Source organism: Simiaoa sp., assembly GCF_051972595.1.
Taxonomy (GTDB): domain Bacteria; phylum Bacillota; class Clostridia; order Lachnospirales; family Lachnospiraceae; genus Acetatifactor; species Acetatifactor hominis.
Map to the genome: position 1 here is coordinate 70,801 of NZ_JBOKRY010000003.1, position 15,202 is coordinate 86,002.

The 15,202-nt window shown below is 48.2% G+C and carries 12 protein-coding genes and 1 pseudogene; 3 read left to right on the plus strand and 10 right to left on the minus strand.

Annotation, left to right across the window (positions count from 1 at the left end):
• Positions 1-65: 65 nt before the first annotated feature.
• The 5 genes and pseudogenes from ACTRDR_RS01780 to ACTRDR_RS01800 all read right to left on the minus strand — a co-directional run.
• Positions 66-2,204 (minus strand): Gldg family protein, encoded by a 2,139-nt coding sequence (locus ACTRDR_RS01780; RefSeq protein ID WP_440525943.1) that lies wholly within the window; start codon positions 2,202-2,204, stop codon positions 66-68.
• A gap of 1 nt (position 2,205) precedes the next feature.
• Positions 2,206-3,291, minus strand: a complete 1,086-nt coding sequence (locus tag ACTRDR_RS01785; RefSeq protein WP_440525944.1) for an ABC transporter ATP-binding protein — start codon at positions 3,289-3,291, stop codon at positions 2,206-2,208.
• A 287-nt stretch (positions 3,292-3,578) separates the two neighbouring features.
• Complete coding sequence (locus ACTRDR_RS01790) at positions 3,579-4,604, minus strand: hypothetical protein (protein ID WP_440525945.1); 1,026 nt, start codon at positions 4,602-4,604, stop codon at positions 3,579-3,581.
• Between the two features lie 92 nt (positions 4,605-4,696).
• Positions 4,697-4,924: a purine biosynthesis protein PurH gene (locus tag ACTRDR_RS01795; RefSeq protein WP_176865789.1), complete on the minus strand. Its 228-nt coding sequence runs from the start codon at positions 4,922-4,924 to the stop codon at positions 4,697-4,699.
• A 93-nt stretch (positions 4,925-5,017) separates the two neighbouring features.
• Positions 5,018-5,392, minus strand: a pseudogene (locus ACTRDR_RS01800) (macro domain-containing protein); the annotation flags it as partial.
• Between the two features lie 197 nt (positions 5,393-5,589).
• Between ACTRDR_RS01800 and ACTRDR_RS01805 the strand changes: the two are divergent.
• Genes ACTRDR_RS01805 through ACTRDR_RS01815 form a run of 3 tightly spaced genes read left to right on the plus strand, consistent with a single transcriptional unit; the run spans position 5,590 to position 7,431 of the window.
• The gene (locus tag ACTRDR_RS01805; RefSeq protein ID WP_440525946.1) at positions 5,590-6,177 is read left to right on the plus strand and encodes an RNA polymerase sigma factor; all 588 of its coding nucleotides are present in this window, start codon (positions 5,590-5,592) and stop codon (positions 6,175-6,177) included.
• Positions 6,152-6,838, plus strand: a complete 687-nt coding sequence (locus ACTRDR_RS01810) for a DUF4367 domain-containing protein (RefSeq protein WP_440525947.1) — start codon at positions 6,152-6,154, stop codon at positions 6,836-6,838. The genes ACTRDR_RS01805 and ACTRDR_RS01810 overlap by 26 nt, the downstream gene beginning before the upstream one ends.
• 32 nt (positions 6,839-6,870) lie before the next feature.
• A complete protein-coding gene (locus tag ACTRDR_RS01815) occupies positions 6,871-7,431 on the plus strand; it encodes a hypothetical protein (protein ID WP_176865781.1) in 561 nt (186 codons plus the stop codon).
• On the opposite strand, the gene ACTRDR_RS01820 is transcribed toward ACTRDR_RS01815, so the two are convergent.
• The 5 genes from ACTRDR_RS01820 to ACTRDR_RS01840 all read right to left on the minus strand — a co-directional run bounded on the left by ACTRDR_RS01820 (position 7,420) and on the right by ACTRDR_RS01840 (position 14,962).
• Positions 7,420-8,094, minus strand: a complete 675-nt coding sequence (locus tag ACTRDR_RS01820; RefSeq protein ID WP_440525948.1) for an ABC transporter ATP-binding protein — start codon at positions 8,092-8,094, stop codon at positions 7,420-7,422. The two genes, ACTRDR_RS01815 and ACTRDR_RS01820, sit on opposite strands and share 12 nt — an antisense overlap.
• Before the next feature lie 88 nt (positions 8,095-8,182).
• On the minus strand, positions 8,183-9,526 hold the full coding sequence (locus ACTRDR_RS01825) for an ABC transporter permease (protein WP_440525949.1): 1,344 nt from the start codon (positions 9,524-9,526) through the stop codon (positions 8,183-8,185).
• 49 nt (positions 9,527-9,575) lie between these two features.
• Complete coding sequence (locus ACTRDR_RS01830; RefSeq protein ID WP_440525950.1) at positions 9,576-11,372, minus strand: HlyD family efflux transporter periplasmic adaptor subunit; 1,797 nt, start codon at positions 11,370-11,372, stop codon at positions 9,576-9,578.
• Positions 11,373-11,426: 54 nt separating this feature from the next.
• Positions 11,427-13,259 carry an HlyD family efflux transporter periplasmic adaptor subunit gene (locus ACTRDR_RS01835; protein WP_440525951.1) on the minus strand — a complete coding sequence of 611 codons (1,833 nt, stop codon included), beginning with the start codon at positions 13,257-13,259 and terminating at the stop codon, positions 11,427-11,429.
• Positions 13,256-14,962 carry an HlyD family efflux transporter periplasmic adaptor subunit gene (locus tag ACTRDR_RS01840; RefSeq protein ID WP_440525952.1) on the minus strand — a complete coding sequence of 569 codons (1,707 nt, stop codon included), beginning with the start codon at positions 14,960-14,962 and terminating at the stop codon, positions 13,256-13,258. Before ACTRDR_RS01840 ends, ACTRDR_RS01835 begins: the two co-directional genes overlap by 4 nt.
• Positions 14,963-15,202 lie beyond the last annotated feature (240 nt).

Sequence of the window (15,202 nt, forward strand, 5' to 3'; positions counted from 1 at the left end):
ACTCTGACCTTTCTGTCTTCGTTTTCTGTCCTTATGCTTATTGCCCTGTTTTGCAGCAATCGTTTTTATCTCTTCCGTCTGCCAAACCAGATCACGAATCCGGCGATCATACAACCGACGGGAAGGATCACGGTAACCAGCAATCCCAACAACAGAATCTGTGCGGAATCCACTACCAGATTAGAGACCTCATAACTTTTTACCGGAATGGATACCGAGGTCTCATGATCTGCCATTCCACTGAAAGTATTGGTGAACAGAGTCAGGTTCGCACCGCTGACGACAGAATTTGCATCATCCGTGAACAGCTGCTCGCAACCGTACACGACCAGTGTCGCATCCCCATCATCCAAAGTCTTTACTGCCTCAACACCTAATGCGAAGGGACCATTCACATCATTTTCACCCTGTGAAAAATCCTGTGTATTGTTAACATCCTGTTTTGCAAAAGAGCTGTCGGAGGTGCTCAGGAATACATCATAGGTAATATCGCCGGTAACTGTCTCGTCGGTACTTACTTCCTCCGGAACGATGATGCCCTGAGAATACGGCAGGAACAGATATTTTCCGTAGGTGCCTGAGGTATAGCTGTCAGAGCTCTGTGTCGGCAGGATATAATACGGACTTCTGTAGTAGCCGTTGGAATCATTCTCCACTACCAGTCCTTTGGCAATGCTCAGATTCATGTAGCTTAAGATAGCATCTATATTAGGTGTCTCCTCATCGGTATAACCGGTCACCAGAATGACCTTACCGCCATTATTCAGATAGTCGATCACCTTATCCTTGTCATCGGAAGAGAAATCACTGGTAGCGCCGTTGATGAACAGACAGGCCGCATCGTCGGGGATAGTATCCAGATCCATCAGATTCACGGTCTCATAATCCACATTTTCCTTGTTCAGTGCGGATGTAAAAGTGTTACTTAAACTCAGTTCATTATGTCCTGTTGTCATATATACCTTGGGCATATCATCATTTAACACATAATCCAGCGCACTGGTGATCTGTCCTTCGCCATCATAACCGGTAGTCGTGGTGTTATAACTGTAGGTCGAATAGTCAAAATCATAGGAAGACTCATAGATATCGTTGTAATCAATGACCTTGCTGCGCTTTTCGCTGACCACGATCAGGCTGTTCGTGCTGATGTTGCCGGTGGTGTACTGGGTATAGAACATCGGGTTAACGGTGGGATCCACATATTCCACGGTGATATGATCCGACAGTTCATCATATCTCTGTAAAGTCTGCCCCAATGTGGTATCCTGATTGTCCTGATTTACCAACACATAGATTGTCACATCATTCTGCATATTTTTCACATAGTCAACGGTCTGATCCGTCAGGGAATAGAGCTTCTGGCTGGTCATGTCGATTGCTGTCCAGCTAGAAGGCATCTCGCCCATGATAATATTAACGACTACTACCAGCGCTACCGCTACGGCGATCATACCGGTACTGTAAGCACTGAAGCTTAAGTTCTTCACGGACATGCTGTAACGGCGTTTCTGAATGGACTGTACCGTCAGGAACAGAACCAGCGCCGTAACGGATGCGTAATATACGATAGAAGATACATCCAGCGTGCCGTTTAACAAGTTGGAAAACGGTGTATAAAGGTCAAAGCAACGAAGCAGCTTTGTCAACAGATTGCCGGTACTGGAAATAATGGAGCAGATGGAATCCATCATATATCCCAGGAACAATACTAAAAAAGTAAGTACTGCTGCGATGACCTGGCTCTCTGTCACGGAAGACAGGAACAGACCGATGGCAATGGCGGTCATCCCAAAGAGGAAATATGCCAGGATCGACAGGTAAGCCTCTCCCATGGGAACACTGCCGTACTGCGCCATGATCAGCGGGTAAAAGCAGATGATCGCTACGGGAATGGCAAATATGGTCAACAGCGCCAGAAATTTTCCCATAACGATGCCGCCTACGGACACCGGTGCCGTCAGGATCAGCTGATCCGTCTTGCTCCGCTTTTCCTCCGCCAGAATGCGCATGGTCAGAATCGGCACGGTCAGCATGAATAAAAAGGTAACGCTGGATACCACATACGCAAAATAAGGATATCCGTTCATCAGGTTATAAACACTGAAATACAGTCCCAGGAAAAACAGGGTGACTGCAATAAATAAAAATCCGATAAAGGAACGGAAATAGGATTTCAATTCTCTCTTATAAATGGCTGACATATTATTCCGCCTCCTTTGTAGTTACAGTTTCTTTTTTCTCTTCTCCGGGCTGTACTTCCTCTTCCGAAGCTTCTGTCTGCTGTGCAGCAGCATCTGACATTTCCGGCTTTTTTCTTTTTGAGAATAGTTTGTGCTTCTCCGGCTGTGTGGGTGCCACGTCCTCGGTCAGTTCCAGGAAGATGTCTTCCAGAGACTTCTCCGCATGGGTCATCTCTAAAATGGGCAGCTTTGCTTCTGCCAGTGCATAGAATACCTGCTCTCTGATGTCGGCATTCTCTTTGGAGATCACTTTCAATTTTGCTATATCTTTGGGAGTCTCGGTATTTTCTTCGATCCGGTCGATCTGTGAGATCTCCTGCAATGCACTCTTCACCGCAGCGGCGCTTCCCTTTACTTCCAGGTTCAGTTCCATGGAACCACTCATAAGCTTCTGCAGATTCTCCGGAGAATCGCTGGCTACCAGCTTACCGTGGGCTATGATCATAATATGGTCGCAAACCGCGCTGACCTCCGACAGAATATGGGAGCTGAGGATCACGGTATGATTCTCCCCCAGCTTGCGAATCAGATCACGGATCTCGATGATCTGTTTCGGATCCAGCCCTACCGTAGGCTCATCCAGAATGATGACCTCAGGGTAACCAAGGATTGCCTGCGCCAGTCCGACTCTCTGCCTATAACCTTTTGACAGATTCCTGATCAGGCGCTGCTGCATATCGGTGATCTGTGTCATTTCCATGACCTCGTCAATCTGCTGCTTCCGCTCTTTTTTCGGCACTTTTTTCAGTTCTGCCACGAAATCCAGGTATTCTCTGACAGTCATGTCAACATACAGCGGCGGAAGCTCCGGCAGATAACCGATGGCACGCTTTGCCTCCTCCGGATCTTTTTGGATGTCTTTGCCATCGATGGTCACAGTGCCCTCCGTGGCTGCCAGGTAACCCGTGATGATGTTCATTGTCGTGGATTTACCGGCGCCGTTAGGACCAAGAAAGCCGTAAATCTGTCCCTTTTCCACACGGAAAGAGAGATGATCTACGGCAATATGGTCACCATATTTTTTTGTAAGATTGCTTACTTCTATCATATTTGCCTCCCTGATATGGTGTGATCCCCCACCTGATACCTATGGGTACCCGGAACTGATACCTACGGATTGTTCCGTGCTGCGCACTCTCACAATCCTACCCGCTATTCGTACATCGTGGGATTATCATCCCACTTTTGTACTCATATCGGGGCAAATCTCAAAGTCTCTCAACCACATCTGAGCAAGCTCATGTGGTCTCGGACTTTTCGATTTTGGTATCAGTATATGTCTCAAATGTCATGAAAAGGTGAAACCTTTGTGAAAATTGTGTGAAACCACAACCCTTAAATCTTCGACACGGTCAGAGAAATGCTTAAATTTCCTGCCTCCGCCGCCAGATGCAGCGGCAGCTTTGCCACAGGAATGTCTTCAAAAATGAACTCCGGATCACCGGATGCGGCCGACTGGAATAAAAAAAGTACTCCGTCCACATAGAGCACCACTTTTTTCTGATTGCTGTAAATTGTCAGGGAAAGTAATCCGTTCTTCTGACGATGCAGGGTGGAAAGTGCCGGATAGAGCACCGGTTCGCTGCTCCACTTCGCCTGATAATAGTAATACCGCTCCGTCAGCGTTCTGCCATCCGCCGAAAGAAGTGCATCTTCTGCCGTTTCTCCGGATAATCCACGATATACCGGAAGATTTTCCGGTCTTATCCACAGGTCCCCAGTGAGGAATCCACGCTTTCTGCACAGGCTGTAAAACGTTCTCACTTCGGAGCAGTTCACCCCCTCTGCCCCGGTCCCGGTTCCTTCCAGCCGGATCACATTTCCCCCCATCCGGACCAGCCGTTCCAGATCTCTTCGTACCTGCTCCACCCTCGTCCCGGTATCACTGATCTGCGGGGGAAGCCGGTAGACTACTTCATGTGGCAGAAACTCTTTTTCATTGAGAAAGATTCCCTTTTTATCGATGACATGCACGTCATAAATTGCCAGTTCCTGCTGCCAGTACACTTCCACTGCCTCGGTTATATCCTCAGCATGATCTGATTCTTCCTCGTTCTTTGTACCCCCCATATTTTCTCCATACTCCACGGTTCCGAACCTTCCCTGCGCCTTCACCAGATAGACATAGGGATCCCGCATGCCGTCCCAGAGATGCGGCCGCAACAGCAACGCCGTCATGGAATCCGCTTCTTCTGATGAGTATTCCCCATGAAAAATAAGGCGTTCGCCCTCCGCACCTTCCCAGATCTCAATCTGTAAAGCGGACAACAAACGCCCTATCTTTTCCGGCAGGGCAAATTCCAGATAAGCCTTGCCATTTTCCAGTTTTATTGTAATTCCAAGATCGTCCCGCATCTGCATTTCTCTTTCCTGCCTTTCGCATTCTGTTACTAAGAGTTTTTGCAGATAACATTTCATTTATGCCGGAAATCCATCTTTCCCGCACACTATTATTACATGGGACAGGACCTGCGGCCGGGCACTTCCTCTCCGGATACATAACCTGCATGAAATTCCATATTGATGTCCCGAAGCTCCTTCTCCCCGTCGATGTATGCCTGATACATTTCCGCCAGTCCCGAACTGCAGCCATCGCAGTTTGCTTCCATATATCCCAGTGACTCCGCCACGATCTGCTCCCTTTCTTCTTTTGTGGTATCCTTAATCAGATATCCTGCCATTTTCTTTTCCTCTCTTGTATTTCTTTTACAGCCAATGTATCACAGCAATCTGCCGGGTGCAAGTTTTTCTCTGCATTTAGAGTAATCGAAAATCTACGACCGAAGAATTCTCTCATAGATCTGCAAATCCTCATTCTTAAACACATTAAAGATCACATTTTTGACACTACTGTCAGGAGTCTCCTCCAAATACTCCTGTACCGTCTGTACGGCAATCTGCGCCGCCTTGTCGTTCGGAAAGCAGAATACCCCAGTGGATATACAGCAGAACGCCACACTTTCCAGCCCGTATGCCGATGCCAGTTCCAGACAGGACAAGTAACAGGACCGAAGCAATGCGCAATGTTTCTCCGTCAGCTTTCCCTGCACAATAGGACCTACGGTATGCAGGACATAACGTCAGGGCAGATTGTAGGCTTTCGTGATCTTCGCCTGTCCGGTGGGTTCCTCATGCCCCTGTTCTCCCATTTTGCTTCTCCTATGCTCGTTTCTGCTCTTTTTACGCTCTCCTGTAATGAAATCATTATATCCCCCTTCGCCGGGATCCGTAAAGCAGGCACAATAAAGTGCCCCGGTTACCCAAAAGATACTATTGGGACAAACATATAAACCTGCAATTGAAATATTTTTACGTTTTTGTAACAATAGGAACAGGAACCTTCGTTATGACTCATAGAAAGGCCTGGGAACAACAAATGATATATCTGATGATGATCGACGCCGAAGAAGACAAACAAAAGTTTGCTATTCTCTATGAAACCTATCGGCACCTTATGATGAAAGTAGCTCTGAATGTGCTGAAGGATACTTTTCTTGCGGAAGATGCCGTACATGAGGCGTTTATAAAAATTGCGAAAAACATGGAAAAAATAGGGGAAATCGACGCCACGGTGACGAAACGCTACCTGCTTACCATAACGAAAAATGCGACTATAGATATTTACCGGAAGCGAAGCCATCAATTTCAACGGGAAATCTATGTGGATGAGCTGGAAGAATGTAATGTCCCGGTGACTTATGCGGAGACGGATGTGGATGACGGAATACTGGACATCCTTAGGCGCCTGCCCGTAAAATACCGGGATGTATTTCTCCTCAAATACTCCGGCAATATGGACAACGATGAAATCGCAAATGTATTAAACATCACCGAAGGAACGATCCGGCAGCGATTATCCCGGGGAAAGATTATGATACAGGAAGCTTTGAATAAACGGGAGGAAAATAATGAGATCCATGGAAGTAACGGATGAATGGCTCTATCAGCATATGCCTGTGGTGGACAATGCCATGATAACAGCATTAGAAAATCAGGTTGATCGGGAATATGTATTTTCAAAACGTTTTGAACAAAAAATGCAAAAAGTGATCCGCCGGGAAGCCCATCCGGTGCTGACCGGTGCACAACAGCTCCTAAAACGCATTGCAATCTTTTTCACCGGTATCGTATGTGGCGGACTGGTTCTGACGTTAAGTGTGGATGCCTATCGGGATAAGTTTTTCATGACACTAAAGACCCTGCGCGAGGATGCTACGCAGTATAACTACTCTTCCGAGGAAAAAGATGCGGTACTCGCTCCCACGATACCGACCTGCATCCCGGAGGGCTATACAGAGACAGACCGAAGAGACAGTCCTCTTTTTTGTGAAATTTTCTATGAAAACAATGCCGGAGAACAGATCATCTGGGAGCAAATGCTAATTTCCGCAAATAATGCCTTGACATTCGTATTAGACAATGAATACGATGCCGAAGAGGAACATATCATCGGCGGTCACATTGCCACGGTATATACTTATGTGGATGGTTACGTCATGGCTTATTATGAAGCTGACAATTATGTATATGTGATCACCGCAGATCACATGACCGCCGAGGAAATGTTTCAGCTCATTGCCAGTATGGATATCTGATTGTATAATAAAATAAAAAGGAGGCAAGAACCATGATGCGAAATAAAAAATTAAGAACCGTTTTCTGCGGCATTCTGATTTTTCTGCTCGTATTTGCCTTATTTTGCCTTGGAGACTACGGGATCCGCTATTATCATACTCCCATCAAAAAGGATTATGACTATACCGGAACCGGAATGCTGGTCAGTCTGACGGAACCGGATACCTTCGAACAGGTATCGGTGGAGATCCACGGGAAAGCGTTACATTATCTCTGGGGGAATCAGGAAGACGCCATAGCGGGAAATGTCTGGATGAACGGAGAGAGGCTTTTCGTGGAAGGTGCGGATGACATGGGATTCTATGCACCTTTTATCGATGAAGAACCCTATTACTCCTGCCTGACCGAATCTGTAACAAATATCCCGGGAAATATGTTTCTTATCTCCCGGGATCTGAAAACCGTATTCTGCGGTGTACTTATGGACGGGAAAGAATTTCTGCTGATAATACCGGCAGAAAATAAATCGGATGCCGACCGTACCCTGAAATCCGGTCTGGAACAGTCCCAGCCTCTTTCCCGTTGGCTGAGTGACTATCCCTTATTCCTGTAACTGTCCGTCCACAATACGCACGATACGTTTCGCAGACTGTGCTACGCCCAGGTCATGGGTGATCATGACGATGGTGTTGCCCATATCGTTTAGTTCCCGGAACAGCTTCAGCACTTCTCTGCCGCTGGTCTGATCCAAGGCACCGGTAGGCTCATCCGCTAACAGGATCGCCGGCTGTCCCACCAGTGCTCTGGCAATGGATACTCTCTGCTTCTGTCCGCCGGACAGCTCGTTTGGCTTATGTCCGATACGATGATCCAGCCCCAGCAGCTTGATAGTATTTTTACACTTTTCCTCTGCTTCCTCATGCGTCATGCCACGCATCAATAGGGGCATGATAATATTCTGCATGACATTGTAGGTCGGGATCAGCTGATAGTTCTGGAAAATGAACCCGATCTTCTGGTTGCGCACCATGGTCAGATCATCCTCTTTGGTCTCGTGGATTGCCATGCCATCCAGATAATATTCCCCACTATCCATCACATCCATACAGCCGATCATATTCATTAACGTAGTCTTACCGGAACCGGAAGGGCCTAAGATTGCCACATATTCTCCCTTATTTACCTGAAAATTGATGTCCTTCAGGATCGGCAGACGCTCCTCTCCCAGCATATAGCCTTTATTTATATTTTTCATGGTGATCATTGCGTTTTCCATCCTATCTTTACGTCTTTCAATAACCTGCAAACTTTGGGCCATCGGCACAAATTTGCGTGTGAAAAATTTATTTTTCACACTTTTCGCACTATTCCTGATTTAAAGCTTCTACGGGGATCAGTCTCGATGCCTTATACGCCGGATAGAAGCCGAAGATACTTCCGGTGAAGACACCAAACAATAACGATAGCACTGCACCCTGTACCGACAGGGACACTCTCACGTTGAACAGCTGCACGAATGGCGTAATTCCAAGAGCCACCAGCACCCCCAGCACCGCTCCTACCAGACTGGTAAAGCTTGCCTCCAATAAAAACTCCAACAGGATATCCTTCCGGGAACAACCCAGTGCTTTCAAAATACCGATCTCGTTGGTGCGCTCCTTGATGGATACAAACAGCACGTTCATAATACCGATACCGCCAACGATAAATACGATCACTGCCATAGAGATCAGCAGTAATGTCAAAGTCTCATTGGAAGCGGAGGCTGCTTCCATCTTGCTTCCGGCATCGCTGATGGTAAATGTAGTGTTGGGATAGCTGTCTTTTAAGGCACTCTCCACATCCGTCATTGCGGTATCCACCTGATTCACATCCTCCACGATGACCGTGATGGTTGGACTGATACTCGTACCGGTAATATATTTGATGCCGGTTTCATAAGGTACATAGATCGCCGTATCCGGACTAATGCCGGATGCCACAGTTCCCATCTCGGATAGTACCCCTGACACTATATAGGGGCGGCCATCAATATAGACTGTACCGTCATAGGCGTCGTAGGCGCTGCCGAAAATTTCCTTTGCCACGGTGGCACCCAGTACGCACACCTTTTCCTTGCTCTCGTTGTTTTCCTCTGTGAGGAAATCCCCGATGGCCATTTCCAGATTACTGATAGTGGCATAATTGTCCTCCACACCGGCGATGGTGTAATGGGAAGCAGAGGTCATATCGCCTCCCTCCACCGACGCTGTGGTGGAATAAGAGATCGTAGTTGCAGAGATTCCCGATACAAAAGTCGCCAGATCATCACAGTCTTCACTGGTCAATGTCACGGCTTCGCTCTCTTCCTCCTGTCCAAAACCGAAAAATCCGCCGAAATCCATGCCACCGCCGGGACCACCAGACATACCGCCGCCGGAACCTCCTCCGGGACTTCCGCCCATATTGGTGACGGTAACACTTCCTCCACCGCCCGGCATTTCAAAACTAAAACCGCCGCTGTCACTGCTGTCACAGGAAATATCAATGGCTCCGGCATTCAGGTTCTTGAACTGCTCCGCCACTTCTTCTTTTCCACCGGTACCTATCGCCAGCACCAGCATTATGGTGGCGGATCCCACAACGATACCGATGGAAGTCAGGATCACTTTGAATTTATTCTGTGACAGGTTCAGCCACACCAGACGCAATATTTCGGATAATCTCATATTCTACTTCTTCCCTTCCATTGACCTTACTTTCCCACAGGTCTCCGCTCTACTTCGTAATGCTGCTTTCGATCAATACGGTATCTCCTTCTGCAACATCTCCGGAGATCTCCACATTAGAGCCATCTGACAGTCCTGTCGTTATTTCTTTTTTCACAATGCTGCCATCTGCAGTCTTCACTTTTACATAAGTCTTGTCATCCTCTGTGATAATGGCTCTGCGTGAGACATACAGCACTTCTTCCGTTTGTTCCGTAACGAAAGTCACATCTCCTGTCATACCCTGGAACAGTCCGGAGACATCCCCTTCTAATGTGACAGTTACGTCATAAGTTATGTTTCCACTGGAATCCGATGTCGCATCTCCAATAGCCGTCACCTTTGCCGTAAAGGTATCTTCCGGATACGCCGTCAATGCAATATTCGCCGCAGATCCCAGAGAGATATCCGTCATGTCATCTTCATCCACCGTTACCGTCATGGTCACTTCGTCCATATCGTATAAAGTAACCAGAGAGGTTCCGGTACTGATCTTATCTCCGGCCTCCAGCTCCACGCCGGTGATGACACCGTTGTATCTTGCACATACTGCATTACCATCGATATAAGTGCTGAACTCATTCCATTTTTCCAGTGTCTCATTATAGGTTTCCTGCTGATCGGACAATTCCTGCGCAAGATACCCCAGTGCAATGTCATAGGTCTCCTGTGCGGTATTGTAAGCCAGTGTTCGCAGTTTTTGGGTCTCGGCTGCGGTCAGTTTCCCCTGCTCCAGTTCCCGTTCTGCCTTATTGTAGGCGGTTTCGGCAGTGGTTACATTTTCCTCCGCCTGCTCTACTCTCTGTTCCAGCTCTTCCTTCTGCTGCTCCAGGGAATCTGCCGTGGACTGTGCCTGCTCCGTCAGCTGCGCGTAATAGACATATCCGTAAGTATCATCGGCTGCGTCTGTACTGTTCAGGCTGTATTTACAGTTCGACAATACCTGTGCCGCATCCTCATAGGCTGCCGTTACTTCCTCCAGCTGTGCCCGGTAATCTTCCAGGCTGCTCTTCGCCTGCTCCAGCGTGCTCTCCGCAGAATCTACTGTATTCTGAAGTTCCTGCAATGTAGTACTGTACTCGGTATTAATATAACTGCCATAGGCAGTGCTGCTGTCATAAGTGTATTTTGCCTGTTGTTTTGACAGGGTCTGGTCGGCTTCCACCGCCTCCAGATCGGCTTTTGCTTTCTCCACGTTAGACTGCAGTTCGTCTTCCAGGTCGGAGACACTGTCTTCTTCCAGCAGGTACAGGGGATCTCCCTCGGACACCTGCTGCCCCACGGAGACCACTACCTCCGCCACGGTCAGGGTAGAATCGTCACCATTGCTGCCGGAGCTGCTGCCGCCCATATTGAAGATCTGACCAAACATGTCTAAGCCTCCCTGAGCTCCGCCGCCGGAAGCACTCATGCCGCCAAATCCACCGGATCCAGAGCTGCTGCCGGCAGTACTACCGGAGGAGCCACCTGATGAACTGCCGGAGGAACTGCTGCCGGAAGTATCCGTTCTCTGCAGGGCACTCATATCCAGATCAAAGGTCTGATCCACCGTACTGATATCCACGGAGCCGCTCTCCGTCACACCTTTGACCAGTGTCCCGTATTTTACGGTGGTCTCTTTATAAATGACTTCCGTGTCGGAACCACCGGAGAGACCAATGGCACCAGCCACTACAGCGATCACGCAGACACCACAGATACCTGTGGTGAGCTTGCGCCTTTTCAACCAGCTTTTCCATGATTCGATCCAGCTCATCCGATTTTTTATAGTTTCCTTGATCTTTTTCCCATTTTCATTCTGCTTCATAACTGTTCCCAATCATTTCTGTCTGCTTCTCAACATTTGCTCCATCAGCCTGATTTATTGTCCTCCGGGACCTCCCGGCATTCCGCCGCCGAAGCTGCCGGAATTACCACCCCCGGGCCCCCCCTGCGGCATTTCTCCTCCGGAAGGCATCTGCATATCCTCTGGCATAAGGGATTCGTTGAATTCCTGAAGCTCCATATCACTGCCGGTTGTGAAATCAGCACTGCTGCCGGAATCCTCGTCCGTGCTCCTGACTTCCGCCTCAGAGCTGACCTTACTTGCCAGGTAAATAGTATCGCCCTCCTCCAGTCCTGACAGGATCTCAATGTCCACACCGTTGGTAATACCGGTCTCTACCTCTGCAAGTTCCTTACCTCCCAGTGCTGTCTTGCGATATACATAGGTTTTGCCGTTTTCTTCGACAATGGCCTTACGGGACACATAAAGAATATCCTCTTTTTCTTCCGTTACGAAAATGACATCTGCGGTCATTCCCCCATACAGCTTCTCCAACGCGCCTTCTACGCTGATCTCCACAGTGTAGCTTACGGTATTACTATAATCAGAAGTAGCCGCGGTATTGATGGAGAGAATGCTTCCGGTATAGGACTCCTCCGGGTATGCCGTAAAGGCGATATCTACCGCATCCCCTACCTGCAGATCCACAATATCCTCCTGGGTCACATCCACAGAGATCCGCATATCATCTGCCGTCGCATAGGAACATATGATTCCGGTGGTGGTCAGTCTGTCTCCCGCTTCGTAACCGGCGCCGGTGATCACACCGTCCTCCGCCGCATACAGGATACCGTCACTTCCGACAAAATTCTCAAACGCCTGCAGCTGTTCTTCTCTTTTTTCTTTGGTCTCTTCCGCTTCCTGCAAAGTCTCTTTCAGATCTTCCACGGTAGCATTATAAGTGGTCTGCGCATTCTGCCCGGTAATCACGGTTTCCTGATAAGTTTCTTCCATGTCAAGTTGATTGATCTTCTGCTTTGCCTGCGCCGCAGCCAGCTGATTCTGCAGATTCGCGATGGCACTTTCATTTTCCGTGACTGCATTTTCCGCCTGAGTCAGTGCGGTTTTGGCCTGCTGATACTTACTTCTGGCACTGAGATAACCGCTCTGAATAGTCATGAAATTCACCGTATTGTCTGTTCCGGCTCCTTCATAACCTTCTTTTGCCGCTTCGTAAGTCTCTAATGCATCCTGATAATCTTCCTGCGCCGCAGCCAGTTTTTCCTGAAGGGATGCTGCGTTGGACTGCTTCTGCTCCAACTGCACCTGTAAGGAAGTCACGTTATTTGCCACACTGCTTGCCGAAGTATTCCGAATGGACGACGCATAAGAAGCACTAATCTTCTGGGTATCGTAGTCTGTCTGCGCTTCCAACAGAGATAATTCATAGGTGCTCTCTGCCTCCGCGTAGTCCGCCTGCGCCTCTACGACGGCATTCTTAAGCAATGCCCGGACTGCTTCCACGCTATCTTCCGTGAATTTCAGAAGTTCCTGTCCCTCAGTGACTCTCTGCCCGCTGGCGGCATAGACTTCTTCAATTTTTAAATATTTCTGTACCGTATCTTCATCGTCATCACTGTCACTATCACTGTCTTCGTCATCTTCACTGACGTCCAGATCCAAATCGTAATCTATGGATTTTGTGTTGTATTCCAGAGACCCGCTCTCCGTCACACCTACCTTTAAAGTACCTCGCTCCACGGTCTCTTCCTTGTAGATCCATTGCTCTTTTTGCAATAACGGTGCGATAAACACGGTATAACTGGCTGCCAGGATCAGCAGAAGCAGTGCAATCCCCGCCAGGATCAGTTTTTTCTGCTTCTTTGTGAGGGATTTCAGTTTTTCAAAAAGTGGACTTTTTAATTTCATGACTGTGTCTGTCCTCCCTGCTGATCATCACCCTGGGCATTGTCATTTCCCGAACTCTCATCACCGGGTCTACCCTGTGGGTGCTCTCTGTTGCCGGAATTTCCTTCCGGCACCGTTCCATCTCCCGGAATCACACCATCTTCGGAATTTCCTTGCGGCATCTGCGCAATCTCCTCTTCCTTCATACCGAAGATGACCGTCACGGATTCGTTCGCACTCAGGCTGCTACTATTTTCATTTTCTTCGTCCTCTGTCATGATTTTCACGGTTACACTGTAAGTAACACTGGTGCGGCTGTCGGAAGAAGATACCGGATCGATGGCTGTGATCTCACCGGTGAATCCGCCGTTTGCGGAAGACTGCACGTACGCGCTGTCACTCACGGTCAGCTTCGCAATGTCTGCCTGGTCAACAGATACAGTCACGGTCAGTTCCTTCGAATTGCTGTATACGAATACCACCGCATCGGAAGTCAGATTCTGATCTGCCCGCACAACAGTCCGCAGGATGGTTCCATCCTCGGAAGCATAAAAATAACCATCGCCCACACTGCTTTCAAACAGTTTCAGATTTTCTTTTGCATCTTCATAAGTGCTCTTCAGTGCCGCCAGATCGGATTCTGCCTTTTCCACCGTCGTATTGTAGTCGCTCTCTGCACGATCCGCCGTAGACAGTGCCGTCTCGTAGGTCAGCTTCGCCTGTGCCTGTTGGATTTCCTTATTTTCCTTTGCCTCCGTGACTGCCTGTTGAAGGCTGGGAAGCTTTAACTGTAATGTCTGTAAGTTAAAAGAAGCATTGGTGACGGCATCGTCATATTTCTCCTGTGCCTCTTCCAGATCCTTCAGGTTCTGCTCCAGAACACTGTAGAGGGAAGCTAAAATGCTTGCATTAGACGTTCCTCCGCTCTGCATATTACCGCTGGCTCCGCCACCGATCTGTACCGAGCCGCCACCGCCGGTGACCTGCGACCAGCTGACACCCCATTCGTCCATCTTGTCCGTCAGGGCTTTCAAATTTTCATCATAGATTGCCTGATACTCATCGACTTTAAAATAGCTCTTATAGGAACCGTCATTCACATAGGATTCATACTCCGCAATGTCATCCTCGGCTTCCTGCAGTTCTTCCTCTGCTTTCGTCACAGCACTTTGCAGACTCGCCACCGTCTCGTCATAGACCTCTTTCGCCTGCTGTCTGGTGAGGATCGCGCTGTCTTTTGTGTATTCTGCCGTGATGAGATTCTGCTCATATTCGATCTTGCCGGTACGATACGAAAGCTCTGCATCCCGAAGCGTCCTCTCCAGTTCTTTTCTCGCTTCCGCCACACTGTCTTCCGTCAGCTTCAGGATCTTATCCCCGGCAGTTACCTCTTCCCCGGAGACAGCGTATACTTCCTCTATCTCCAGATCAGTGGTCAGATTCTCCACATCGAAGGTCTCCTCTGTAATACCGACATTGGTCACACCGGAAGCCGCCACCATATCTTCCGTCAGTGTGAGTCCTGCCATATTCCCCGGCATGGAAAATGCTGTCGCATTCCCGTTTTTACGCAGTATCACAACTGCTGTCACCGAACCGCCTCCTATCGCCAGTACCAGAATCAGGACAACAACCATCCACTTCTTACGTCCTTTACGGTCATTCTTACCCTTTTTTTCTGCTCTCTCAGAGTTTATCAGCTGTTTGATCTTCTTGTTTTTCACGGTAAACCTCCGATTATGATTCCGTTCAGAATTACTTGTTTTCTCAAGTATAGGGGAATTTTGTATTAATAAAGTGTTCACTCTGTGAAAATTCTGTGTCCGGGATTCTTTTATTTTTATGGGAAGTAAGTTATACTGACTGTTGGAAATTTGTCTGTAATTTTCTATTTTGATAATTATAAGAAGGAGACTATTCTAAGGCTCAGAGGTAAGTCGCTTTAAGCTTTCGAATAGCAAATA